Here is a 25370-nt window from a genome sequence, read left to right as displayed (position 1 = left end):
CCATTTTGTTTCCTCCTTAAATATTTTTGGAATGGAACTTCGCTGGACATGAAAAAAGACATACCGCAGCATGCGATATGTCTTGAATCACTTGATAAAGACAGAAAAAGCACACGTCACGCGGATGCGCAACCCATGCCTTCAGCTTAATAGATAAAATTGATTAACAAGTCAATTATCGTAAAAGGATGGGTTACAAGTATTCAGTTGATCGTAGTTGGCGATTTTTACAATGTTCATATCAGTAACCCTCCTTTTAGTTATTTTTTCCATTACTTTGTAAGGTTATCATCTTAAGGGCAATTGTGTCAATTCTAACTTTTCGATATTTTTCATCATTTTTAATGATTTGCCGATTTCTTGTGCCAAATCTTTCTAACAAACAGCAGGTAAAAAAGCAGCGGCATGGGAGCCTGGATCAATCCCAATATCCCCCATAGCCAATAATTATGGCCATGCTTCCGGGCATTGGTAAACAGAAAAATGCTCTGCATTAATAAGATTACGATAACGACAGCCAGCATGAGTGGTGACAGTTCTTCGTTCATCAGCTGTCCACCTGCTTCTGCATTCCTTTGTATCCAGAAAAAGCGGCGATAGCCACTGTAACAGCCTGGAGCATATAGAATAGTATCGGCACTTCCAGCATTGTGAAGATGACCATTGTAAGGATCAGCCCGGCACACAAAATGAACCATGTCAGCTCCTTGAGGAATTTCTTTTTTTGAACCTTCTGCTGATTCAGCACCATTTGTTCAAACCACTTTTCATCAGGAGTAAAGGTGTCCATGGAATCCAATTTGTCCAGTCCATTATGAATCGCGCTGATGGTTTCAATTAATTCCTTATCCATTTGATCATCGTTTGACAAGATTCCCTTTTGGTTTTTCATCAACTTTCAGCTCCCTTCTAACGGCTAAAAGCCCGTGGTGGACTCTAGACTTTGCAGTACCAGCGGCGATATTCAGGATTTCACCTATCTCATCATATGAATATCCATAATAGTGCTTAAGAATGAGCGGGATCCTCATTTCATCTGACAGTCTGGATAAGGCGGCAAGTGCATCTGTCCATTCCTCATTCCTGGATTCCATATGCCATTGAAGCTTGCGAGACCTTGCTTCTCCATCGTTCCACTCACTTTCGCGCTTCTTCTTTCGGTGCTGGTCGATATACATATTTGTTGCGATGCTGATGAGCCACGAGGAGAACTTGGATTTCCCATTGAATAAGTGTATCTTCTCCACACATTTTGCCATTGTTGCCTGTGCCAGTTCTTCTGAGAGATCAGGATTCATCGTAATCTTCATCAGGTATTTCACCAGCAGGGGATAATGATTCCTGAAAAGCACAGCGAACGAACGGTGGTCACCTTTTTTCGCTTCAGTAATTAACTCTATTTCATCCATAAAAAGCATGCCTCGCTTTCCCCGCCACCCTATAAATTCATCTCTATCTTTTATTATTTATTCATAAGACGACGGAAGTAAAGAATCGTTCAAAAAAGTTTTTATTGGCTCAAAAAAAGAAAGCCCACAAAGGACTTTCTTCTATACTCCTGACTCTGCTGCGGCTTTTTCGACTCCAGCAGTCTGTTCTTCGGCAAGTTTTGGCAAGGCAATCAGATAAAATAAACCTACTAATGCAAGACAGCCGCCAACAATCCAATAGAGCATTTCAATTGTCAGCAAAACCGGGAAGCTATAGGCAATGAAAGCAAGCGTCAGCGACTGGGAGAGCATGGTCAGCGGACTGATCAGCCCCTGGACCCTCCCCATCATTTTAGGATCGATGATGCTTGGCAGCCATCCGCCAATCCCAACATTGATAAGCGGCAGTGCCAAGGCAGAGATAAAGAGAATGCCGAGGAATATGGAGATATTATTAGGAAGTGAAGCAAGAGCCGTGAAACTGCCAGCAATCAATAGTCCCGCTGAAATCAGGTGATATAGCTTAACTTTTTGTGAAAGCAGTGAAGCGATGAAGCTGCCAATCAATACACCTAATCCGAACACCAAACCGATAACAATCGAGTATTGCTCATAGGATTCTGGCGCAAGCTTAAACTTCAGGATAAAGATCGGCATGACCGAGAAACCTCCATTGACGATACCGAAAATAAAGAAGCCGATGATCAAAGTAAATAGCAACCTGTTGCTCAATACGTAGGAAAATCCCTCTTTAAAATCACTGAAGACCATCTTGATATTCAGTTCCTTCAGTTTGTGTGGACCATTTGGTAATCTAGCCTCAAGTGAAACCGCCGTTTGCTGAATCAAAAGAGCACTGATGATGAACGATAATGTATCAATCAAAATAGCGCCATAAATTCCAATCGACCAGTAAGCCAAAACTCCAAGACCATTGCCGAATAGCATGAACAAACTCATGACGAGCTGGTTCAATCCCGCAGCAGTCGTAAAATCCTCTTTCTTCAGAATTCCCTGCACCATTCCATGCTCAGCGGGGAAAAAGAACTTTTGAATGGCGCTCCTTAAAAACAGTACCGTAAAGACCAACGGCATCCAGCCAACAAAAATGGCCGCAATCAACGCAAGCGATAAACCAGCGCTAATCCAATCACAATACACGGCAATCTTTTGCCGGTCCATCCTGTCAGCGAAAACCCCAATCAAGAAAAACACAGCCAGCATGGGCAAAGAATACATCAATTCAGTAATTGTCGCATAAGCAGGCTGGGAGCCGAACCGGTCAAGCAGGTAAAACATAAAGGCCGTCAAGCCGATTGTACTGCCCATTTGGGAAGTAAAGTTTGCCAAAAACAATTTGGTGAAGCTGCCATTCCTGAAAATATCAGCAAAGTTTTTCATACGTATTTCTCCTCACAACTCATTTAGTATCTTCATGGTATCGCATTTTCCCAGTGCAAAAAAACTTTCTCCTGGCCGTTTCCTTCTCCTGCTTGAGGCGGATAAGAACCGTGCGGAGGTCGTATGCTGTTGCTGTTTCGGCTCCTTTTCCATGGAAAGCTTTTTTTGCAGGCTTTTATGCTAAAGCCAACTTATTGGAGTTTGCCTGTTTTAGGAGTATTTGAGCGCCAAGCTGATTCATTGGTGACCTTTTTTACTTGTTTCTGGCGTTTTTGGTCACCAATACGGCTTATTGGTGTCCTCTTTTTCCGGTTTCTGGGTATCCAGTGCTCCAATCAGGCTTATTGATGACCTGATTCTCCATTTTCTGGATTTACAGTGCTCCAATCAGGCATATTGGTGACACCTTTCTCCAGTTTCTGGATTTCTATAGCTCCAATCCGGCTCATTGGCGTCCTTCTTTTCCGATCTAAGGAATTCGCAGTCACCATTTCTGCCAACCTCGCCCATTTCACACCGTGAAGGTTTTCAAATCGCGATTACGGGGTAATAATCAACTAACCTACTAAAAAAAGTTTTTTAAAGGAGTTAATTATAAATGAAAGAGATTATGTCATCGAATGTAATGGTTCAAAAGAGATTTACAATGAAGAAAATGCTTGAAATCTATCAGGCTGCTAATAGATTGGATGGTGCCACTTACTTATACAGCCGTCAGAAGGCAGTAGAGGCAACCTCATTGTCCAAACTAGTATCCTTCCTGCTGACTGTCGAACCAAATACAACTTTAAAAATTATTATGGAAGGTAACGATGTAGAACCTAAATTGAACCAGCTGACAAAACTGTTAACAAACGAAGCTTCTGTACTTCGGGTGAAGCGCAAGCAACTAATCGAAACTACAGAATCTTTTCAAATATAATCATAGTAACTGAACATAGAATAGTTGAGGTGAATTTTCGTGGTAAGAACAATACTGATGATCGTCGGCGCAATCGTCGTGATCGGTTTCCTATTAAGATTACTATAATGACGTTTCAAAGGGGCTGCCATTGGTCAAAAACTAGACCGCAGGCAGCCTCTTTTTTATGGCGGCATCTGGTTGGCGGCCTGGCAGGAGATGAATCGGCACATGCTGATAGGATAATTTTTCATTTATCACAGTACGTTACAATCTCATGCTATGACCCGAATACTTTCTGTCTGGGCTCCTCATTCTTTTCGAAGATGCTTCTACAATGGATTTGCACGGTTGTGGTTTAATAGCAACAAAGCCTGCGAAAACGGCACAAAAAAAAAACAGCGCAGTAATCCTGCGCTGTTTAAATTTAGTTATTATCATCTCATCCGCCGGTTCCTCCGGTGTCACCTGTGCCACCAGTATCTCCTTCTCCTCCTGTGTCACCTGTGCCACCAGTATCTCCTTCTCCTCCTGTGTCACCTTCGCCCCCAGTGTCACCTGCACCGCCAGTGTCACCTGCACCGCCAGTGTCTCCTTCGCCTCCGGTGTCGCCTGCACCGCCGGTATCGTTAGTATCGCCAGAATCATTGGTATCGTTGTTGCCAGTATTGGTTGGGGCAGCAGCCTCAGTTGTTTTTTCTTCTTCTTTTTCCTTTTTCTTTTCCGGCTTATCTTTCGGTACTTCTTTTTTCTTGTTCAGTTTCTTTTTTGCTGCTTCCCATTGCTTCTTGAGCTTTTCTGATTCCTTTTTGACCCTTGATTCTAGTTCCTTTACAGACTTGGCACGTTGTTGCCTTTTGTGTTCCTCTATATATTTTGAAAGTGGAGGAACATTGAAGGATTCTGCTTTTGTATTTTTTAAGGCCTCTGACATGAAGTCCTTGAAAATCAGCGCGGCTCCTTCACTGCTTGTGGTCGTTAAATAATGTTCTTTATCTGTCTTGTCATAACCAACCCATACAGCGCCGACAAGCTGTGGAGTATATCCGACGAACCACTGGTCTTTCGTACCTTTGACCCCTTCAATTGGAACCTGGGTAGAGCCTGTTTTCCCGGCTAATTCCCTGCCTGGAATTTTTGCTCCTTTTCCTGTTCCGTCCTCGACAACACCCATTAACATCGTTGTCATTTTTTCAGCGGTCTCTTTTGAGATTGCCTTGCTTTTCTTACCCTTGTACTCGGCAATAGTATTGCCTTCTTTATCGACGATCTTCGTAATCGCATGCGTCTCATGCCGCTCTCCATTATTAGCAAACGCGGAGTATGCCTCTGCCATTTTCACTGGAGATACACCAGTGGATAAGCCCCCAAGTGCGAGACCCAGATTGCGGTCGTTCTTTGGATCGAGCTGAATGCCAAACTTCTCTACAGATTCCATCCCTTTTGCAATCCCGATTTCATCCAGCAGCCAGACGGAAGGCACATTCAATGAATCTCTTAATGCTTCATACATCGGCACTTCGCCTTTATATTTATCATTGTAGTTATGTGGCTTATAATCTTTGAATTCCATCTCCTCGTCCTTCAGCATGTCGGTAACACCCCAGCCTTCTTCAAGTGCTGGTGCATATGCGGCAAGCGGTTTCATCGTTGAACCTGGCTGTGCTTTTAATTGTGTCGCACGATTATAACCACGGAATACATGCTCGCCGCGGCCGCCTACAAGGGCACGGATGCCTCCGGACTTCGGGTCGACCAATACAGCCCCGCTTTGGACGATCTGTTTTTCCGTTCCTTCCGGGAACAATTCATCCTTCGCGTAAGTCGCTTCCACTGCTGACTGCATTGTCACATCAAGTTCGGTATAGATCTGCAGACCGCTCGTTAATACCTCTTCCTGGGTCAGCCCGTATTTTTTGATTGCTTCATCAATGACATGGTCTACGTAGAATGGGTAGCGGCCGCGTAACGGATCTCCGCCCTTTTCATTGAGAACAATTTTTTCGGCAACTGCCTCATTGTATTCCTTTTCCTCGATAAAGCCATGAGTATTCATCATTTGCAGGACGAGATTTCTTCTCTCAACCGCTTTATCATAGTTCTTGTGTGGATCCAACGCAGATGGCGCCTTGATCAGACCAGCGAGCATGGCTGCTTCGCTGACGGAAAGGTCTTGTACATTCTTGCCAAAGTAACCCATTGCCGCCTCTTTGATCCCCCATGAACCATTTCCGAAATAAATGCGATTCAGATACATTTGCATGATTTCATCTTTCGAATATTGCTTTTCAATTTCCCTGGCCATGAAAAATTCTTCGAGCTTCCTTTTGTATGTTTTTTCACTTGTAAGCAATGCATTCTTTGTCAGCTGCTGTGTGATCGTACTTCCGCCTTCAACAATGCTTCCTGCCTTGACATTCTGTACAAAAGCCCTTGAAATTCCCACAAGGTCCACCCCATCATGTTCATAAAAACGGTGATCCTCAATGGCAATGACGGCATTTTTGACATGTTCCGGTACATCTTCTATCTTGATTCCTTCATTTTTCAAGGCCGAAATCTTGCTTGCGACCTCTCCATTGGCATCGTAAATGACCGTAGACTGGGCCATGTCATCGTTCAATGCGCTGATGTCAGCCCCCTCCGAATAAACATGGAAAAAGCTCAAGAACGCCAGTACTGCTGTTGAAACAGACAAAACAAGCACCTGGTTCATATGTAACCTTTTCCAGCCTCTTAAGAAACGTGTTGCTATCGAATTTTTGCTCACTGAGCACCCCAACCTTTTAAAAATAGTTTAGAAATATGACACTTTCTTTTACCCATTTTTCAAAAGGATTAACACATATTGGCTAATAACAAGGAAAAAAGACATAATACGGCGATATTTCTATCATTTGCCAGCGGGATTTTTTAATTGGTTGTGCACGTACAGGAATATAAAAAAGACCAATCGACAAATGTACGATTGGCCTATCATTGATTATTATAGTCATCATTTATTATTTGCTGCTGACTGGCAGAAGCCATGTCCTTATCCCGAAGAAGCGTCTCCATATACATATAAACGATCTGCTTTGTTTTATCATCAGCTTGTATGACATCAAGGTGCTGCAGGCATTTCCGTATTGTCGGATGCATTGCCATTTGAGAATTCATTCCCATATTGGCCACTCCTTATCTCTTAATGAAAGATTTATAAAAATGTTCGCCAGTCTTTGATGACTTATGAGGGTATGCTGGATTATTTTAAAGCGTTAGTTCTTTTTGAAAAAGGGTAATGAACAATAGATAAGAAGTACTAACCCTGGAGGTAGATGAATATGGCTGGAATAAAAAATGTGGTTCTCGCTTATGATGATTCCGAGGGTGCACGGAAAGCCCTTCAATTGACGAAGGAGTTCACAAGAAACATAGACGGAGTCAAACTGTTTGTCGGTCATGTATATGAAGAAAAGGTAAAAAATGAACTGGTGGAATCTACTGACCGCCCAATCGAGCCCCTGCCGATTAACAGCTTTCCCGCGGATGGGGTCCAGGTGCCTCCATTGGCAACAGAACAAGGTGCTTTCGATAAATCAGAGCACGCAATCATTACTCATAGCGCTGAAACAGCCTTCAATAACGCAAAGGCTGAACTTGAAGTCCTTAATATTGACACTGATTTTTCAATCCTGGAAGGAAACCCGGCAGAAGGTATATTGGAATTCGCCAGGGATGTTGATGCAGATTTAATTATCATCGGCCAGTCCGGGAACGAAGGAATCAAGCGAAAGCTACTCGGAGGCGTAAGCCAAAAAGTTGCAAATAATGCCCATTGCCATGTACTTATAGCAAAATAAACAAAGCAAGAGCCGGGTAAAGGCTGCCCGGCTCTTGCTGTCTGAATTATTCATTCATCGCTTGGGAGGCAAGTTCCTCCAAACGCTCCCTGGTTTCTGTTTCTTCAAAACTGCTGAAAATCCGGAAATCATCTTCGTCGAGAATCCTGTAATGCTGACTCAGAATATTTTGCTGCATGACAAAGCCGCCATCCCTGGCTACTTCCCGCCACCAGACTTTTCCTCCCAATGTCTTTTCTTTTCGGTAATCCGTACCTTCATGGGCGATCGTTTCAAGGACCTCAAGTGGTTCGTTGCCGAACAAAAACTGAATCGTCTCCGTTTCCCTGAACAAGGCACTGATTGTCACGACTGTTGACCATCCGGCCTGAACCCTGCCTTTTTCAATCTGGACAAGTGTCTTTTTGGAGATTCCGATGATGTCAGCCATTTTATCCTGGGTATAACCAACCTCTGCTCGCAGCACTCTCAATTTCTCCGATACCCTGCTTATAATTTCATCTCTCGTCATCCGCTTCATCCTTTTTAGTTCTTTAAGTGTAATTTTACACTTGTTTATTCGAAATTCAAAATACTTTTTATCATTTCATACTGAAATGATAGAAAAGAAGCATAATTTTTCCCGGATTTAAATAAAAAGGTTCAGAATTTGATGATTCCGAACCCCTTTTTCTTATTTGATTTGTTTTTTCTGGCTGATGCCGCAGCTGCTGGAGCACGAGCTCTGGATGGAGCAGGCAGCGCATTTTCCCTCTTTTGACTTCTTGATGAATCGGTAGAAGGCCCAGCCGGCATAGCCGAATATGGCCCCGCCGATCAAAATATTTGCGATCATGTTCCCTTCCTCCTTCGAGCTTCTTTTAGCTGAATCCCATCAGCATTCCGCCCTGGTAGATGGCCAGTGACAAAAGGTAAGCGATGACAAGTGCATAACCGATTGAAAAAGCGGTCCAGCGTTTTGAGCCTGTTTCCTTATAAATGGTCGCAGTAGTCGCGAGGCAAGGAATATACAGCAGGATGAACACCATGAAGCTGTATGCAGCAAGTGGTGTATAATGAATCGCCAGCAGCCCCTGGAGGCTTGCTTCATCCGGGACAAAGTAGATGATGTTCATCGTTGAAATAATCGCTTCTTTAGCCAGGAAACCAGTGAAAAGTGAAGCACTTGCCTGCCAGGTTCCGAATCCTATAGGAGCCAGCAGAGGAGCAAAGATTCCCCCCAGAAGCGCCAGATAGCTTTCATCCATGCTGACATTCATGCCGTCTGGACCGGCATAGGCGAGCAGCCAGATCAGGACAGAGCCTGCAAAGATGAAAGTACCGGCTTTTTTTACGAATCCTTTTCCCTTATCCCAAGTGCTTCTCCAAAGCGCTTTTGCCTGCGGCATTCTGTATGGAGGCAGCTCTATGACGAAAACGGAGGTTTCCCCTTTCAACAGTGTCTTTGAAAAGACCTTGGCCAGAATAAGGGCGATTGCCACCCCTAGTACATACAAACTAAGAACCACAGCGGCCTTATGCCCTGTAAAAAAAGCACCTACAAACAAAGCATATACAGGAAGCCTGGCTGAACATGACATCAGCGGCGTCAGCAGGATGGTCATTAATCTCTCTTTTGGTGTCTCAATCGTCCTTGCCGCCATGATGCCTGGCACATTGCAGCCGAAACCGATCATCAACGGGATGAATGCCTTCCCGTTGAGGCCTACAGATTCCATCAACCTGTCCATGACTAGCGCGACACGGGCCATATACCCTGAATCCTCGAGCAGGGAAATGAAAAAGAACAAAATGAAGATTTGTGGTACAAAGACAAGAACTCCACCTACCCCGGCCACAATTCCATCAAGCACAAGGTCTTTTATAAATGAGGATGCTCCTGCCCAGTTAAGTGCCGCCGCGATACCAGCTGTCACAGGTCCGGATAAGATTGTGTCCAGTTTATCTGAAAGCGGGAAGCCAAGCCAGTCAAAGGTAAGCATGAACATGATATACATCATGACCAGGAAGATCGGAATCCCGAGGAATTTATTCGTCACAATCATATCAACTTTCTCAGTCAATGGTATTTTTCCATTTTCCGGTCTCGTTGTAGCAGCAGATACAATTTTATCTATCGCTTCACTTCTTTTGCGATGTATTACCTGGTCCAGCGCTTGTTTGCTCCCTGATTGTTGTTGCTCTGTAACAATGATAGAGTCGACAAGTGATTCGATTTCTTCCGATGGCAAAAAGGCAGTCAAATAGTTTTTAACATAGGGATTCCCTTCAAACAATTGAATGGCCAGCCAGCGAACAGGAAATCGTGTCCTCCCATCCAATTTCAGCCCCAGCTGGAGGATTCCCTCCTCTATTGCTTTTCCATAATACACAAGATTTGTTTTGCCAGTTCCTGACGGTTCTCTTGTCGCAAGTTCAGCAAGTTCGTTACAGCCCTTTCCTGATCTTGCCACGACAGGAGCAACATGGACCCCTAATGATTTTGACAACTGTTCAATATCGACTTGTATGCCCCTGTTTTTTGCAACGTCAAGCATATTCAAACCAATAGTGATCGGGGCGCCATATTCCAGAAGCTGCAGGGTAAGGTGCAAATTACGCCTTAATTGCGACGCATCGAGGATATTCAAAAGTTTCTCGAACGAATCCTCCAGGAAAAAGTTCGTAACCACACCCTCATCCTTCGACAATGGATTGAGCGTATAGACTCCTGGTAAATCAATCAGCTGATCCTTTCCATTCTTGAAAAGGCCAACTTTCTTTTCGACCGTTACTCCGCTCCAGTTGCCAACATATTCATATGATCCTGTTAAGTTATTAAATAACGAAGTTTTTCCGGTATTCGGATTGCCGATAAGCGCTATGTTCATCATACTCGCTCCACTTCGATCCGTAATGCTTCCTTGCGGCGGATACCTATGCATTGGCCGCATGATTCAACCATGACCGGGCCGCCAAAAGGCAGAATGCATTTTATGCATACTTCCGATCCTTCAGAAATCCCGAAATCAAGCAATCTTCTTCTGACATATTTGTCAGTTCCAGCAATATTCATGATCCGGCCTTTTTCACCAGTCTTTAATTTTCCCAGCATAGCCATCACCTTTTTTCAGTTTGTTAGTTTTTTATATCTAATTGAGAATGATTATCTTTATTTAATCAGTTTCAGGTCACTTTCACTGTGACATAAATCACAAAACACACTTATAACATATGAGAATATGGAAAACTCCATAGAATTGACAATTTTTCCGAGTTTCAGTTTCACGCTCATCACATACCTTAACGGGTATATTATAAAGGTGAAAAAGGAGAGCTGAATGAATTGTCAGCTCTCCTTGATATATCACATTTTATTGCTTACAAGTGTCGATTTGACCATCCTTGATGGAGCATAGCCAATGACAAGAATAATGATAATTGCGCTTAAAATCATACTTGGAATCATATAGGTTCCGTTATAGATGAGTGAATACAGCCAAGCCGGCTGTCCTTCTGGCGCCCAAACTCCGAAAAAGACCCAGCCGGAAAAGAAATGGGCGATAAAGCGAAGCAGGCTTCCAAGGAAGGTCCCCGCGATGATCAATCCTATCCACCTCTTTTTATATCCATTCCTGATATTCTCTTGGATCTGTCTTGCAAAAATACCGGCAAACCCTAATACAGTGAAAGCCATCAAATAATCGATGATTCCCTGGACAGGATGGAATATTTGCGAGAATCCCAGGATGAATTGCAGTAGTCCCAGCAGAAGCCCTGTGATGGCTCCTCCCTTGATTCCCCAGCGAAATGCCATCAGGAAAACCGGTACCATCGCGATTGATACTGAACCGCCCTGCGGCCAGATTCGAGAAAATAAAAATCCCGAGAATAAATCCAACAAATAAGCCAGTGCGGAAAACACTGCCACTTCCACTAAAAATAATGTTTGTTTTTGCTTCATAACTGTTCCTCCTTCTTTCCAGAATGAGGTCCGTTTTCAACACGCCTTTTCTGCTTCAGAAACAAAAAAAGCAATCAGGGGATCGATATAGGATTCCCATGATTGCTTTCCTATCGCATCCACATTCCTTCGCTAGCATTAACTAACAGGTTCAAAGGGTAAGAACTCGGCCGCTCACTCTCAGCTGCTCTCTGGCAGCTCCCCTTGTGGTTATTATTTAGTTTCTACACTATGAATATACTACTTCTTCTTTCTTATCACAAGTTAAATATTATTTTTCCAATCCTTGTCGAATCAAAAAAGACAAATCTCACCTCAAGTTGCTAAAAATATCGGTCTTTTGTCACGTTTTTATCGATTCGACGCTATTCAGCGGATGTTCTCAATTTTCGACAAAGGGATTTCGAGCTGCACCTCGAATCTTTAATATCGAAAAGAAAAACTGGGGGACTTAATAAAATGCTGCCAATCACGGATAACCGTTTGCTTAGCTTCCTGACTAGTGAAAGGGAACAACTCATTGCCGACTGGGCTGTAAAAATCATCGTCTCGGAAGATGATCCATATAAAGAAAAAATAACCAAGAACGCTGAGAAAATGTATGAAATCATTCTCTCTGTTTTTTCCAAGACAAATGAAGAACTGGAGGACCACCTCCAAAAACTTGCCTTTATGGTAGGAGAAGAACGAGTTCGCGCAGACATCAATATTGGGGATTTTGTCTACAATGTCAATTCAGGACGATCTGTACTTTACAAGCACCTGCACAAAATGAATATGGAATGGGAAGATATGCAGGAGTCCATCAACCGAATCAATTACTGTTTTGATACCTTCCTGTATTACGCAGTATCTTACTACAATGAACAGAAAAACAAAATCATTGAGGAAAAAAACCAATTCATCGACTCCACCCATAAGGACCGGCTGACATTGCTCGGCCAGATGACGTCAAGTTTTATCCATGAATTCCGCAATCCGCTGACTTCTATCCAGGGATTTATCCAGCTGTTGAGATCCGAACACGAGGATATGAAGTATCTTGATATCATTTCCGGGGAGCTTGAACAACTCAATTTCCGGATCTCTCAATTTCTGCTTCTTTCTAAAAAAGAACTAATTGGAAAGGAAAAAAAACTTTTCTCATTAAACAGAATGATTGATGAGGTTTTAAATTTCCTTTATCCCAGCATCCTCGACACCAATGTACGGATTGCCAAGGAAGTAGCAGATGACATGGAATTGTATGGATATTCCGATGAAATCAGACAGGTCTTGATCAATATCATCTTTAATGCAATTGATGTGTTGAGCCAGTATCGTGCTGACCCTAAAATTGAAATCAAGGGATACTTCGTGAATGATACACATATAAAAATCGAGATTTCCAATAATGGACCGGTCATTCCCGACCAGTTGCTGAAGACGATTTTCGAGCCATTCGTCACAACAAAAACGCTCGGAACCGGCCTAGGGTTATTTGTCTGCCGGGAAATAATCGAGAAGCACAAAGGCATACTTGCATGCTCATCAGAGCCAGATAAAACTTCATTCATCATGCTTTTGCCATTAATAAGGATGGAGAACTAACATCACAAAAAGACCCTTGCCGGTGCCGGCAGGGTCTTTTATTTAGGCTCTTTTCTCAAACTTTGTTGCTATTGACTACTAAATTGGATTGAATGACCTAGTTTTCTTTATAAAATTCAAGCTTATTATGAGAAAAGAGCTTGCACACTTAAAAACGAACTGCAAAATTGCTTATAGCACGTTAAAATCGGCTTTAAGATTTTAACAACAATCTTTACGAAAACAGCCTTTATTTATTCTTAATATTCAAGTGTACGATTGTCCTCTGTACTTGTGATTCTTCTTTTCTCTTTTTGAACAACATGTTTTTTCTCCGTTTCAGCAACAATGACTGCACATGCTGCATCTCCTGTGATATTCACAGCTGTTCGCGCCATATCAAGAAGACGGTCAATTCCCAGGATCAACCCGATGCCTTCAACAGGCAGGCCGACAGACTGGAGAACCATTGCCAGCATGATCAAGCCTACGCCCGGCACACCTGCTGTTCCAATACTTGCAAGTACAGCCGTTAAAACGACTGTCAACAGCTCAGTCATTGAAAGGTCTACTCCATAAACCTGGGCAATAAAGACAGTCGCTACACCCTGCATGATTGCAGTTCCGTCCATATTGATCGTAGCGCCAAGCGGCTGGACAAAGCTTGAAACAGATTCAGGAACGCGAAGATTCTTCTGGGCAGTTTCCATTGATACAGGAAGCGTTGCGTTGCTGCTTGATGTACTGAACGCAACCCCCATAGCCGGAGAGAATCCTTTGAAGAACTTGAAAGGATTCATTTTCCCCAGGAAGTATACACTTGATCCATAAGTCATCACAGCATGGATTACTAAAGCAAGAACTACAACGAGCATGTATACACCCATAGCCTTGATAGCGTCAAGTCCCTGGCTGCCGATAGCAGTTGCAATCAAACCAAATGTTCCGTATGGAGCAAACTTCATTACAAGTCCTACTAAATACATCATAATGTCATTGCCCTGTTCGAATAGGTTCAAAATTCCTTTGGTCTTATTACCCAAGGCAGTCAATGCTATACCGATGAAAATCGCAAAAACAATTACCTGAAGCATATTTCCTGTTGTCAGTGCTTCAAATGGGTTCGCCGGAATAAGATTTAAAAAGGTTTCACTTACTGGCGGTGCTTTTTCAGCTTTGAATTCAGCTCCAGCAGTATCAAACTGGCCCATCAAACCTGGCTTGATAAGGTAGGAAAGAGCAAGGCCTATTATAATTGCAATTGCTGTTGTAGCTAAAAAGAAGCTTACAGTCTTAAAACCAATCCTGCCGAGTTTCTTCGGATCACCCAGTCCTGCGGTACCAAGAATGATTGAAAACAGGACAATGGGCACGACAAGCATACTAATTAAATTGATAAATATCTTCCCTAGTGGCGTAAATAAGAATTTATCTAAAATAGTGAACAATTCAGGTGAAAAGATGTTAAGGATAAGCCCGGTCATGGCACCAAGTCCAAGGCCTATCAATATTTTAGTCGTCAGTTTCATAATCTTCCTCCCAGTTTAAAAAAGTATAAAAAAGAATGTAAAGATTTTTTCCCTCTTTCATTCCCTATAAACCACCTTTCGGCATTTAGAATTAATTCCCATTTGGGTTCTTACTGGAGGTATAGGATGTTTTATTTAAAGACCGATTCTGAGATCAGCGTTAATCTGTTTGGTTCACAGGACGCCAGGGAATTGTTCTGGCTTTTGGATACAAACCGAAGTTATCTGAGGAAATGGCTGCCCTGGGTAGATGGAATTCAATCACCGGGACAAATTCATTCTGTTATTCAAATGTGGGAGAAAAGTTCCCAAGAAGGGAGCAGCTTTCACTTTGGGATTAGATACAGAGGAGTCCTTGCGGGAAGTATCAGCCTTCATGCGATTGACTGGAACAACTCACAGGCAAGCATCGGCTACTATTTAGGTGAAAAATGGCAAGGCAGGGGCATCACAATCAGGGCAGTAAATGCAGTGATTAACCATGCCTTTTACGGACATGGATTAAACAGAATTGAAATAAGATGCGGTAAGGACAATCAAAAAAGCAAGGCTATACCAGTTAAACTTGGTTTTCGCAAGGAAGGAATCATACGCGACGGGGAATACTTGAATGGCAACTTTCACGACTTGATTGTATATGGACTTCTGGCTAGGGAGTGGAATGGCCGGTCAGCTGCATTCTATTAGTCATCTTATGGTTATTTGCTCTTAATATGTACCGGTTGTTTCCAGTAAGAATGGCTTGAAACAGCAAAAAATGGCAGGGGGAAGAATCTTCATTAATGCTGCCGAACAATTCACTGAATCGGCAGACTTATTGTGAAAGTTGTCCCCTGTGAACTCGATTCCACATTCATCTTGCCATTATGCTCTTCAATAATTTTATGGCATATCATCAGGCCAAGACCATTACCGTTTTCCTTCGTCGTAAAAAAAGGTTTGCCAATCTTATCCATATGTTCCTGAGCAATCCCTTTACCATTGTCTGCGACAATAATAGTCAAAACTTCCTCTGATTTCGAAATCCCCACGGTCACCTTGCCCGGCTGCTCCATCGCATCAATCGCGTTCATAAGCAAATTGATCAGCACTTGCTTGATTTTGTTTCCGTCACAAAGAAACATTCCATTCTCAAGTGTTGATTTCCTGGTAATTTCGACGCACTTCTTCGCTGCTTCAGCCATCAAAAGGGTGATCGCATGATCAACCACATCATTCATGTTGAAAGTTTTAAAATCGGACTTGTGCGGTTTCGCCATCAGCATCAGTTCTTTAGAGACCGCTTCAATGCGTTTGATTTCCTCTTCCATGATAGCTAAATAGCCTTGATTCAGTTCCCTTCCCGCTTTCATAAGCTGGATGAAACCCTTAAGGCTTGTCAAAGGGTTTTTAATTTCATGGGCAATCCCTGCTGCAAGCTGGCCTACAACATTCAATTTCTCGTATTCCAGGATGAAATGCTCCGCTTTTATTTTCGAGGAAACATCACTGGTTACAGAAATCAACTCAAAAGGCTCATTCGTTTTTGGGTCACGTGTGACAGAAATCTGTGAACTGACCCAGATGTATACCCCATCTTTTCTCTTTAACCGGTATGTCAGGCTGCACACCTCTTCCCCTTCAGGCATAGCGATTTTGGCAATTCTTTTATAATCTTCACCATGGACGAATAAGGTGTACAATCTTCCGATTATTTCACCCGGGGCATAACCTAGCATGGATTGAACGGATGGTGTCACATACTTAATGAGGCCGTCTGGCGTTCTTTTACAAATAAAATCTGTGGAAGGTTCCACCCAGATTTGATCATTTGTTTTCTCTTGCTTTTGCAGCTTGCTTTCCAGATTGGATAAAAGATTACTCATGTCCACCCTCCTTTCATTAATCTTACTGAATATTTAAAATAGTTTCAAACCTAAATTGCATAATATATTATTAAAAGTAAAATTTTTACATTGGGAAATTTTTCTTCAATCTGAAAATCGATTAAATTGTTATAATCAGAATTTTCTCATATAATTAAACATAAACTTCATACTTTATGTATCACTTTCATACATTGTTATCAACAACATTAATGTTCCCCGGAATTATTCTGGATATGGTATAATTAAATTTAAATGGTAAAGCAGAGGTGGTATGATGGGGCAAACTATCGTATCAAGAATGTAACAGCTGCTGAGCGGGCGGAACAGCTTAACAGGAGGTAGGCCCTGGCTGATCCAGCCGCACGGAAATGGGCCGTTGCAGTTTCTTGGAAAATTAAATTAATAAATGGAAGCTTGATTTAAGCTTAATTTTCAGTTTACTGGGAGGTGACTCCTTACCTGCAATTCTGCAGGCTAAGGGAACTTATTTGGACATATTTAACTTGGTTTGGATAGCCATTTTAATTGCTTTAACGGCATTTTTTGTTGTTTCAGAATTTGCAATTGTTAAAGTGCGAAGTTCCAGAATCGATCAATTAATAGAAGAAGGCAGCAAAAAGGCTATACTGGCAAAAAGAGTAATTACCAATCTGGATGAGTATCTTTCAGCCTGCCAGTTGGGAATCACGATTACCGCCCTTGCTATCGGCTGGCTTGGAGAACCGGCAATTGCCGAATTGCTGAAACCGTTATTCATCAGACTCGAGGTCTCTGAATCTTTGGGCCATATCTTGTCTGTCGGGATAGCCTTTGCGACCATCACATTCCTTCACGTCGTAGTCGGAGAATTGGCTCCAAAGACATTAGCGATTCAAAAAGCAGAGTGGGTGTCGTTGAATACCGCAGGTCCGTTGATCCTGTTTTACAAGATTATGTATCCGTTTATCTGGCTGTTAAACGGATCTGCCCGACTTGCTGTTGGGCTTGTCGGACTTAAGCCTGCCTCCGAAAATGATTTGGCTCATTCTGAAGAAGAACTGCGCATTATTCTTTCTGAAAGCTTTAAAAGTGGTGAAATCAACCAGTCAGAGTTTAAGTATGTAAATAAAATCTTCGAATTCGACAACAGGATCGCCAAGGAAATCATGGTGCCCCGTACGGAAATCATATCCCTGTCATTGGAAGATACGCTGGAGACTTTCCTCCAGATTGTAAAAGAAGAAAAATTTACCCGATATCCTGTCATTGATGGTGACAAGGACCATATTGTCGGCCTCGTCAACATCAAGGAGGTCATGACTGATTTGATTCACGATCAGGACCGCGGCAAAAAAGCGATAGATTCCTATATTCGCCCCATTATCCGGGTTATCGACAGCATTCCGATTCATGACTTGCTGGTCAAGATGCAAAAAGAACGCATACACATGGCGATTTTGATGGATGAATACGGAGGCACGTCAGGTCTGGTGACAGTAGAAGATATCCTTGAAGAAATTGTTGGTGAAATTCGTGACGAGTTCGACATGGATGAAGTGCCAATGATTCGTAAAATCAAAGAAAGCCACTATATCATTGATGCTAAATTACTTGTAAGTGAGGTAAATGACCTTCTTTCACTTGATATCAACGATGAAGACGTCGATACCATTGGGGGCTGGATGCTTACCGAAAATTACGAAGTAAAACAGGGTGACGTTGTCAGCTTCGGTACTTACCATTTCAAAATCATCGAGATGGAAGAACACCATATCAAATATATCGAGGTAACAAAACAACCTGAGCAAGAAAAGCCATCAGAAAGTTTTTTTATGAATAAAACTGAAGTCGTTTCATAAGCAAAACCCGGACATATTTTCCTGTCCGGGTTTTTGCATTGTTATTTACACTTTCCACGTCTGCACATCATCAGCTTCGATGATTCCCATGACTACATCGTCTACGTCAGGGTCAGTCAGTACCTTATCCCTGACCCTGAACTTGATATCATCCGCATCTGCCAGTGTCAGTCCCTTACGAAGTTCAAGATAGCTTTCGACGTGATACTGTCTGCCCTCCTGGACGATCCTTAGTGTATTGATGTCGACCACATCTGGATCGGACAGGATCAGCTGGGCAATCCGGTCCTCAACAACCTTTGGTGCTGCGACACCAATCAGGCCTATTGTATTCTCATAACCAATCTTCAAAGCAATCCCGATCAGCAGGATTCCAATCAGCAAGGTTCCGATACCATCGAGCAAATAAAAACCGGTTACTTGTGCCAGTACAATAGAAGCCAATGCTAAAAGTGCTCCGAATGTTGCAATTAAATCTTCATAGAAAACAAGCCTTGTCGGCGGTGCAGCGAAACTGACATTCTTAAAAGCATTCGGCACGATGCCAAACCCACTTGCTTGACTTCTAGTTTCATGGGCAATTTCCTTCATCGCTTTTACCAGTATACTTCCATCAACAAGGACCGCCACTAGCATAATCACGATATTCAGCCACATATTTGATGAAGCTTTTGGATGCTTGATGAGTTCCCATCCTTTGATGACTGTTTCGTATGCCATAATCGAAATGATGATAACTGCAATGAGTACAAATAGATTCACAACCCTGCCAAAACCGGTTGGGAACCGTTTGGTTGCTTCTTTTTCAGAAATGGAACTGCCAATGAAAACGAAAAATTGGTTCAATGCATCCGCAACCGAATGAAGAGTTGTCGCCAGCATTGTGCCACTTCCGCTAATAGCAGCCGCAACACCCTTGATTATTGCAAGGAATGTATTCCCGAGAGCAGCAATCCCGGAAGACTTGTTACCTCTTTTCAAAAATTCTATCATTGATGACATTCCTCCATCCGATTATCACTTGTGTTGATATTTCTTTTACATTTTTCACATTTTTGGCTACTTTAAACATTTATTATAATTGTCCTGTACACACGTTCCCTTTTTGCAGCAGACAAAAAAGGCTGTCAGGATATCCTGGCAGCCTTTTGTCATGGTTCATGTTCGGGTCTTTGAGGCTTCTGCGACTCGTTTATTATAAGCATTGAACCGCTGCTTGACATTGATTAAAATGTCCTCTGCCAATAGTTCAATCCCGATCGCAGTAAGTGAGAATATATCCGCATAATGCTTTTTAACTTCCCATTTCAGTTCATGCTTTCCGCATATACTGTATTTGTTGACCTCCTCCATTTCCTTGCTAAGCAGGGCCAGCTGGCGATTTTTTTCTTCTTCAGGCAGTGCGACGATTTGATCGATTTTTTCAATATACTCAAGTGATCTGTCAATTTTCTCATTGACTTCATCATGCGTCTTCTTGTCGACAAGGCCATGCTTCAACTTGAATGCATTCAGGTTTCTGGCAGATTCATAAGTTGACTGAACAATTTCATCCCTGGTCATATAATCGGTTTCAAAGCTGAGCATGTATTTCCAGGATGGCTGGGTGATTGCTTTTCTATGGTCTTCGATTGTGTGGCAGAACTTTTTATAGCCGTATTTCACCGGTTGTTCAAAAGCCGGGCTTGCCGGGTCGAGGAACGGCGCAAGCGGTGCGACAAAGTATGATAACCGTTTATCCCCTCCGCAGGCATTATGGATTTCCTCGCAAAAATTAACATTATCCAGGGCACTTTGGTAATCCTGATGCGGAATGCCAACCATGAAGAAAATATCAATCTTTTTGCAGCTGTGCTTCAATGCAGCCTGAAGCGTTTCAATTACTTTCGCATTCGTGCAGTTGAATTTCCCATTAAAACGGCGAATCTTTTCATCATGTGTTTCCAGGGTTAATTCAATGCTGTACTTGGGCACTGCCTGCTCGATTTTTCTAAAAAACTCTTCATTAGCATACTGGAACAGTTCAAAAACCAGTTCATTCTTAAGGTTGATTTGGCTTAGGCGGTCAAAAAACTCATCAACATACTCTTTGCCTGCCTGGCGGATATCATGAAGAATGAAAATCGGCGCTCTGCTGAAGCGCTGAATGAACAAAATGTCCTCTATTAATTTCTGTGGAGACCGTTTGGCAAGCACTTTACGGTTGCAGTTATCCTTATATGATTGCTTGGAGCCTCCGCAAATCAGGCATCCCTGTGTACAACCTTTTGCTGTGAGTATTGCTGTATTCGGATATTGGAGCCAGCCATTGTATGGCAGCGGGTCCAGGAAATTTTTATACTTGAACACAGACTTGATTGTATATCGATAGCCTGGTATATCAAATTCATCCAGACTGTCGGGGACATGGCTTAAAGGATTGTAAACAGGAGTATTGCCATCCTTCCATGTCAAGTTTGGAATCCCCCCAGGCTGATGTGTGCCATACTTCAAATACTTAATCAAAAGCAGCATCAATTTTTCGGTAGAATCGCCTCTCATGACAAAATCTATGAAGGGATACTCGATTAATTCTTTATGGTAATAGGTTGCAGATAGTCCGCCAAAAACGATGGGGGTTTGCGGGTGAAGATTTTTTACAATTTTGGCAAGTTCTATGCTGCCATGAGCATGGGGAAGCCAGTGCAGATCAATCCCAAAAGCACGTGTCTTGATTTTTTTCAGTTTCTTTTCCACATCGAAGCTCTCATCCATCAGCATCCGGTTTGCTATATTTATGATTTTCACCCGAAGTCCCTGACGTTCCAAATATTCCGCAATACTTGTCAGCCCAATAGGATACATTTCAAAAACGGGAGATGACGGAACAACATCACTGATTGGGCCAGCCAGCAATGCATTTTTTCGGAAATCATATACACTTGGTGCATGGAGAAGAACTAAATCGTATTTCAAAGTACTCACCTCGAAAAAATAGACTCTATTTAAATACCTGACAATGTTTGATTACACTTTAATCATAACTCCGGCCCCCTCCGTCCAAGACCAGTAATGGTAAATATTTTGTGAACAACTGAACATTCAATGTTCTAAAAGCTTATTGTAAACCACGTGCGACAAGCGTTTGCAGATTTATGAACGTTTTGTGGAAGTCTAAAACCATTTAATAAACAAAAAGAGACTGCATTTCGGCAATCTCTCCAAAATCTATTTTTCTTGCTGAACGATCAGGATTTCTTCCTCGACTCTTCCCAATTTCAACAAATGGGAATCAAGGCGTTTATGAATCGTGCTGAATTCAGCATTGTTCTTCGTTTCTGTCTGGGTCATTAACTCTTTCAGCATATTTTCGATTTTTGCACTTTGAAGCTCTTCCATTCTTTCCAGTGCGTCTTTTATATCTGTTATATCGATTTGGTTAGAAGTTACGCGATGCTCGATGCTATCCACTTTCTCAAGTCGGTCGAGTCTCTTTTCTATGCTTTCGGTCCGTTTATTCAGGGAATCGATTGAACTTTCGATTCCTTTTAACAGATTAACGATTTCAGATAAACCTTCCATTTTAGCATGCTCCCCTTCATTTGGCTTACATCAATTTTAACACCATTAAACATATCGATATGTTACAAAACTGGTAACAAATGCGGCCGATGTTTTCAAATCTGACATATTTTCAGTTGTATTCCCAGGGTGCCTCCTCAAAAGATCAAAGCAACAGCAAAAAAGCAGACCGCATGAAATTGCATGTCTGCTTTCTGTATGGTTAATTGCTTCCGGATGTTGCCTTCAGACCAATAATCCCGATTAAGATGAAGGCGACAAACATCAGCCTCAAAAGATTACGCGGCTCCCCGAACAGGATCATTCCAAGAATGACGGCACCTGCCGCACCAATCCCTGTCCAGATAGCATATGCGGTGCCAATCGGCAGTGTTTTGACAGCCATCGATAAAAAATAGAAGCTTATTGCCATCCCTGCCAGCGTAATTAATGAAGGTATTAGCTTCGTGAATCCCTCTGTATATTTCAGGCCAATTGCCCAAACCACTTCAAATATGCCAGCTATTACTAAAAAAATCCAAGCCATGCTCATTGCTCCTTTCATAAAGGTTGTTTTCGTAAAGATTGTTGTTAAAATCTTAAAGCCGATTTTAACGTGCTATATGCAATTTTGCAGTTCGCTTTTAAGTGTGCAAGCTCTTTTCTCTTAATAAGCTTTAATTTTATAAAGAAAACTAGGTCATTCAATCCCATTTAGTAGTCAATAGCAACAAAGTTTGAGAAAAGAGCCTTCATAAAAAAAACCGGGAGATATCATTTCGATATCTCCCGGGTTTTTATCCCTCCGTGTACACAGGTGTTCCTGTGCGTCCTCTCTCGGACCAGACCAGCAGTGCTGCCGCGGAACCCTAGAGGACTTTTCATAAGAGGAATAATATCATAATTGAACTGCACAGTCAAAAGAATGCGTTAATTCGCAAGGAGCTCCCTGTTCATCATGGCTTCGTATTCATTCGATGGCAAAGGCGGCGAATAGTAATAGCCCTGGACTTCCTGGCAGCCCAGTGACTTCAGCAAGTTAATCTGTGATTCTGTCTCCACTCCCTCGGCAATGACCTTCAACTTAAGGTTCGTTGCCATGGAAACGATCGTAGAAATAATTTCGCGATTTTCCTGGTAGTGTGAAACGAAGCTTTGGTCGATCTTCAGGCGATCGACTGAAAGCTTGCTCAAATAGCTCAATGAGCTGTACCCTGTTCCAAAATCATCGATGCTCACTTCAATCCCAATTTCTCTCAGGGCCTGAAGCTGTTCATTAATGCTGTCTTCCTTCTTGATCATGATACTTTCGGTCACTTCGATTTCAATCAATTCACCCACTAGACCATACTCTTTAAGAGATTGCTGCATGAACTTTACGAAATCCTCCTGATAAAAATGGATGATCGAGATATTGATGGATGTCCGCGGAACCTCGTACCTCTGCTCCTTCCAGGCGACAAGCTGACTGAACACCTGCCTGATGATCATCCTCTCAAGCGGAACAATCAAATTTGCCTCCTCGGCAATCGGGATGAACACTCCTGGAGGAATCATTCCGTGGCGGGGATGCTTCCATCTTGCTAATGCTTCTGCCCCGGTTATTTCATTTGTGATGGCATTGTACTTTGGCTGATAGAAAACAGTAAGCAAATCATTATTGATTGCGTTACGCAATTCATTCTCCAGTTCAAATTTATTGACATCCTGATCGACCATGCTTTCGTCAAAAAACTGGAAGTGATTCGTTCCGTTCTCCTTCGCTTTATACATAGCCATGTCGGCGTACTTCAGCAACAGCTCAAGATCGCTTGTATCATCTGGAAAATGGGCAATCCCGATACTTGCCGTAATCAGGAACTCCATTCCCCCGGCAAATAGCGGTGTCTGGAACGCCTTGATCACTTCTGCTGCGACGATTTCCGGCTTATTCCCTTCCGTCACGAGAATCGCGAACTCATCACCGCCGATTCTGGCAACCAGGCAGTTCTCAGGTGTCACCTTTGCAAGTTCCCTGCCGATTTGCACGAGAATCTTATCACCAAACGAGTGGCCAAACGTGTCATTGATCCTTTTAAAACGGTCAAAATCAAGGTAAATCAAAGAAAAGATTTCATCCTTAATGTACAATCCTGCCATCACTTTCTCTAAATTGCGTCTGTTCGGCAAATTGGTCAGTTCATCGTGATACGCAAGGTACTCAATCATTTTGTCTGCCTTGTTTTGTTCAGTAATGTCCCTGACAATTCCAAAGACACCAACAGTTGTATTTTTAACGATGATCCTTACGGCCGTGATTCTCACTTCGGCGAAGGTTGAATCCGCCTTTTTCAAAGAGGTTTCAATCACTTTGGTCTCGCCGCTCAACACTCTCCGGTAATATTTCCTGATTTTCTCCCCTTCTTCGCTGCTGCCAATCAACTCGATAAAATGGAGACCAGTGAGTTCATTCGCTGTATAGCCTGTCAGCTCAACAGCCTCTTTATTCACATTCAGGATAGACCCCTGTAAATCAACCCTGAAGACTGCATCGGGATTATGGCTGAACAAGGATAAATGAGACTGGACATTCTTCATGATCAATTTTTCGCCGAAAAGGTCTGGAATCAGCATAAAGAATAAATTAGCCAGGGCCATATAGATAAATGGTGCCATAAAGGATTGGATTCCTGCCCCTTCGGTGATCGGCATCATCGAAGTCAGGACAATATAAGGGATTCCGCCTAAGGCCATGCCGCCAAAGACACTCCCCCAATACTTATATTTTTTTATAAACTCATAGATATCCTCATTCGTAATCTGCATCAGGAACCTGAGCAGCAAAAAGGATGTGACTGACACCATGAAAGTGCTTAAAATCGCTAAAGCCCACTGGATCTCAATTGTATCTCTGAAAATGATATAGAATGCGGTATACTCTGCAATCATAATGCTGGCGGCGATCAACAGACTTGTGTATATGTACTGTGGCGTATTAGCAATATCTCTTTGCGCAAGGCTCAAAGATGAGTATGCTCCTATCGAGCAAATGCCATAGAACAGAAGAAAAAATAAATAGAAGTTGCCCGTTGAAAACGGAACACCTGCTGAAATGATCACGAAAATATGTGTCAATAAAAAGGTAAATGCCAGAAGCAGTGAATACAGAGCGATTCTTCGTTTTTTTCTATCCGTATTTTTTTTGACCTGTCTGCTGAATTCGACCGCCATGATTGATGAAATGATTAAAAAGACAACGGTCAAAGCTATTGTTTTTATGTCAAATATGTACATTTGGGGAATCTCCATCCTGCCCCTCGTTTCTGTCTTTTTAAGGCTGTTTTCGGATTGAATGCGGCTTTTTGATCACACTTATCCGAATTCTTGCTGGCTGCGGGGCTCATTTCGAATTTGCTTCCGAATCAGATTGCAGAAGTATTCGTTGTTTTTTGCTTTAAAAGCACAAAGAGCCTTCTTTCAATGCAATGCCTGTCAGGCTATAAAAAGAGCAAGTTTTTTAAATGGACTTC

The 25370-nt window shown here is 42.4% G+C and carries 23 protein-coding genes and 2 riboswitches; of the genes, 5 read left to right on the top strand and 18 right to left on the bottom strand.

The annotated features are described in order from the left end of the window. Positions 1 to 341: 341 nt before the first annotated feature. The 4 genes from QNH36_RS06455 to QNH36_RS06440 all read right to left on the bottom strand — a co-directional run bounded on the left by QNH36_RS06455 (position 342) and on the right by QNH36_RS06440 (position 2831). Entirely contained in the window at positions 342 to 548 is a 207-nt protein-coding gene (locus QNH36_RS06455) for a sigma-Y antisigma factor component (protein WP_186326623.1), read from the bottom strand. Next, positions 548 to 892 carry a YxlC family protein gene (locus tag QNH36_RS06450; RefSeq protein ID WP_144474413.1) on the bottom strand — a complete coding sequence of 115 codons (345 nt, stop codon included), beginning with the start codon at positions 890 to 892 and terminating at the stop codon, positions 548 to 550. The genes QNH36_RS06455 and QNH36_RS06450 overlap by 1 nt, the downstream gene beginning before the upstream one ends. Then, positions 858 to 1409 carry an RNA polymerase sigma factor SigY gene (gene sigY / locus QNH36_RS06445; protein ID WP_144474412.1) on the bottom strand — a complete coding sequence of 184 codons (552 nt, stop codon included), beginning with the start codon at positions 1407 to 1409 and terminating at the stop codon, positions 858 to 860. The genes QNH36_RS06450 and sigY overlap by 35 nt, the downstream gene beginning before the upstream one ends. A 141-nt stretch (positions 1410 to 1550) precedes the next feature. Further along, positions 1551 to 2831, bottom strand: coding sequence for an MFS transporter (locus QNH36_RS06440; protein ID WP_283904951.1), 1281 nt, complete (start codon positions 2829 to 2831; stop codon positions 1551 to 1553). Positions 2832 to 3429: 598 nt separating this feature from the next. On the opposite strand from QNH36_RS06440, the gene QNH36_RS06435 reads away from it, so the two are divergent. Next, positions 3430 to 3753 carry an HPr family phosphocarrier protein gene (locus tag QNH36_RS06435; protein WP_144474410.1) on the top strand — a complete coding sequence of 108 codons (324 nt, stop codon included), beginning with the start codon at positions 3430 to 3432 and terminating at the stop codon, positions 3751 to 3753. 421 nt (positions 3754 to 4174) lie between these two features. Here QNH36_RS06435 and QNH36_RS06430 read toward each other — a convergent pair whose 3' ends face one another. Both QNH36_RS06430 and QNH36_RS06425 read right to left on the bottom strand, forming a co-directional pair. Continuing rightward, positions 4175 to 6448, bottom strand: coding sequence for a transglycosylase domain-containing protein (locus tag QNH36_RS06430; RefSeq protein ID WP_283905381.1), 2274 nt, complete (start codon positions 6446 to 6448; stop codon positions 4175 to 4177). 260 nt (positions 6449 to 6708) lie between these two features. Next, a complete protein-coding gene (locus QNH36_RS06425) occupies positions 6709 to 6897 on the bottom strand; it encodes a hypothetical protein (protein ID WP_144474409.1) in 189 nt (62 codons plus the stop codon). 158 nt (positions 6898 to 7055) lie between these two features. On the opposite strand from QNH36_RS06425, the gene QNH36_RS06420 reads away from it, so the two are divergent. Beyond that, complete coding sequence (locus QNH36_RS06420; RefSeq protein ID WP_186326621.1) at positions 7056 to 7574, top strand: universal stress protein; 519 nt, start codon at positions 7056 to 7058, stop codon at positions 7572 to 7574. A 46-nt stretch (positions 7575 to 7620) separates the two neighbouring features. Here the strand turns inward: QNH36_RS06420 and QNH36_RS06415 are convergent, their stop codons facing one another. From QNH36_RS06415 to thiT, 5 genes are all read right to left on the bottom strand, one after another. Then, positions 7621 to 8085, bottom strand: a complete 465-nt coding sequence (locus QNH36_RS06415) for a helix-turn-helix transcriptional regulator (RefSeq protein WP_144474407.1) — start codon at positions 8083 to 8085, stop codon at positions 7621 to 7623. A 162-nt stretch (positions 8086 to 8247) separates the two neighbouring features. Beyond that, positions 8248 to 8409, bottom strand: coding sequence for a FeoB-associated Cys-rich membrane protein (locus QNH36_RS06410; protein WP_144474405.1), 162 nt, complete (start codon positions 8407 to 8409; stop codon positions 8248 to 8250). Positions 8410 to 8434: 25 nt separating this feature from the next. After that, complete coding sequence (feoB, locus tag QNH36_RS06405; RefSeq protein ID WP_283905380.1) at positions 8435 to 10444, bottom strand: ferrous iron transport protein B; 2010 nt, start codon at positions 10442 to 10444, stop codon at positions 8435 to 8437. Further along, complete coding sequence (locus tag QNH36_RS06400; RefSeq protein ID WP_144474403.1) at positions 10444 to 10668, bottom strand: FeoA family protein; 225 nt, start codon at positions 10666 to 10668, stop codon at positions 10444 to 10446. Before QNH36_RS06400 ends, feoB begins: the two co-directional genes overlap by 1 nt. 252 nt (positions 10669 to 10920) lie before the next feature. Beyond that, positions 10921 to 11517 (bottom strand): energy-coupled thiamine transporter ThiT, encoded by a 597-nt coding sequence (gene thiT / locus QNH36_RS06395; RefSeq protein WP_283904950.1) that lies wholly within the window; start codon positions 11515 to 11517, stop codon positions 10921 to 10923. Positions 11518 to 11624: 107 nt separating this feature from the next. After that, positions 11625 to 11732: riboswitch (TPP riboswitch) on the bottom strand. A gap of 244 nt (positions 11733 to 11976) precedes the next feature. Between thiT and QNH36_RS06390 the strand changes: the two genes are divergently transcribed. Further along, positions 11977 to 13107, top strand: a complete 1131-nt coding sequence (locus QNH36_RS06390; protein ID WP_251544624.1) for a histidine kinase N-terminal domain-containing protein — start codon at positions 11977 to 11979, stop codon at positions 13105 to 13107. Between the two features lie 239 nt (positions 13108 to 13346). On the opposite strand, the gene QNH36_RS06385 is transcribed toward QNH36_RS06390, so the two are convergent. Then, positions 13347 to 14615 (bottom strand): dicarboxylate/amino acid:cation symporter, encoded by a 1269-nt coding sequence (locus QNH36_RS06385; protein ID WP_283904949.1) that lies wholly within the window; start codon positions 14613 to 14615, stop codon positions 13347 to 13349. Positions 14616 to 14741: 126 nt separating this feature from the next. Between QNH36_RS06385 and QNH36_RS06380 the strand changes: the two genes are divergently transcribed. Further along, positions 14742 to 15302: a GNAT family N-acetyltransferase gene (locus QNH36_RS06380; RefSeq protein WP_144474395.1), complete on the top strand. Its 561-nt coding sequence runs from the start codon at positions 14742 to 14744 to the stop codon at positions 15300 to 15302. 110 nt (positions 15303 to 15412) lie between these two features. On the opposite strand, the gene QNH36_RS06375 is transcribed toward QNH36_RS06380, so the two are convergent. Continuing rightward, positions 15413 to 16480, bottom strand: coding sequence for an ATP-binding protein (locus QNH36_RS06375; protein ID WP_283904948.1), 1068 nt, complete (start codon positions 16478 to 16480; stop codon positions 15413 to 15415). Between the two features lie 491 nt (positions 16481 to 16971). Between QNH36_RS06375 and QNH36_RS06370 the strand changes: the two genes are divergently transcribed. Beyond that, positions 16972 to 18321 carry a hemolysin family protein gene (locus QNH36_RS06370; RefSeq protein WP_144474391.1) on the top strand — a complete coding sequence of 450 codons (1350 nt, stop codon included), beginning with the start codon at positions 16972 to 16974 and terminating at the stop codon, positions 18319 to 18321. Between the two features lie 45 nt (positions 18322 to 18366). Here the strand turns inward: QNH36_RS06370 and QNH36_RS06365 are convergent, their stop codons facing one another. The 5 genes from QNH36_RS06365 to QNH36_RS06345 all read right to left on the bottom strand — a co-directional run bounded on the left by QNH36_RS06365 (position 18367) and on the right by QNH36_RS06345 (position 25134). After that, a complete protein-coding gene (locus tag QNH36_RS06365; RefSeq protein ID WP_283904947.1) occupies positions 18367 to 19323 on the bottom strand; it encodes a cation diffusion facilitator family transporter in 957 nt (318 codons plus the stop codon). Positions 19324 to 19479: 156 nt separating this feature from the next. Continuing rightward, positions 19480 to 21276 carry a TIGR04190 family B12-binding domain/radical SAM domain protein gene (locus QNH36_RS06360; protein ID WP_144474387.1) on the bottom strand — a complete coding sequence of 599 codons (1797 nt, stop codon included), beginning with the start codon at positions 21274 to 21276 and terminating at the stop codon, positions 19480 to 19482. A gap of 252 nt (positions 21277 to 21528) precedes the next feature. Then, complete coding sequence (locus QNH36_RS06355) at positions 21529 to 21882, bottom strand: hypothetical protein (RefSeq protein WP_144474385.1); 354 nt, start codon at positions 21880 to 21882, stop codon at positions 21529 to 21531. Positions 21883 to 22084: 202 nt separating this feature from the next. Continuing rightward, positions 22085 to 22408 (bottom strand): quaternary ammonium compound efflux SMR transporter SugE, encoded by a 324-nt coding sequence (gene sugE, locus QNH36_RS06350; protein WP_144474383.1) that lies wholly within the window; start codon positions 22406 to 22408, stop codon positions 22085 to 22087. Between the two features lie 237 nt (positions 22409 to 22645). Continuing rightward, a riboswitch (guanidine-I (ykkC/yxkD leader) is annotated at positions 22646 to 22745 on the bottom strand. 46 nt (positions 22746 to 22791) lie between these two features. After that, positions 22792 to 25134, bottom strand: a complete 2343-nt coding sequence (locus tag QNH36_RS06345; RefSeq protein WP_283904946.1) for a sensor domain-containing protein — start codon at positions 25132 to 25134, stop codon at positions 22792 to 22794. Between the last annotated feature and the right edge of the window lie 236 nt (positions 25135 to 25370).

The sequence above is a fragment of the Mesobacillus sp. AQ2 genome (assembly GCF_030122805.1).
In the GTDB taxonomy this organism is placed as follows: Bacteria; Bacillota; Bacilli; order Bacillales; family Cytobacillaceae; genus Mesobacillus; species Mesobacillus oceanisediminis_A.
The sequence above is the reverse complement of the archived record's forward strand: the minus strand, read 5'-3'. Positions and strand labels throughout refer to the sequence as shown.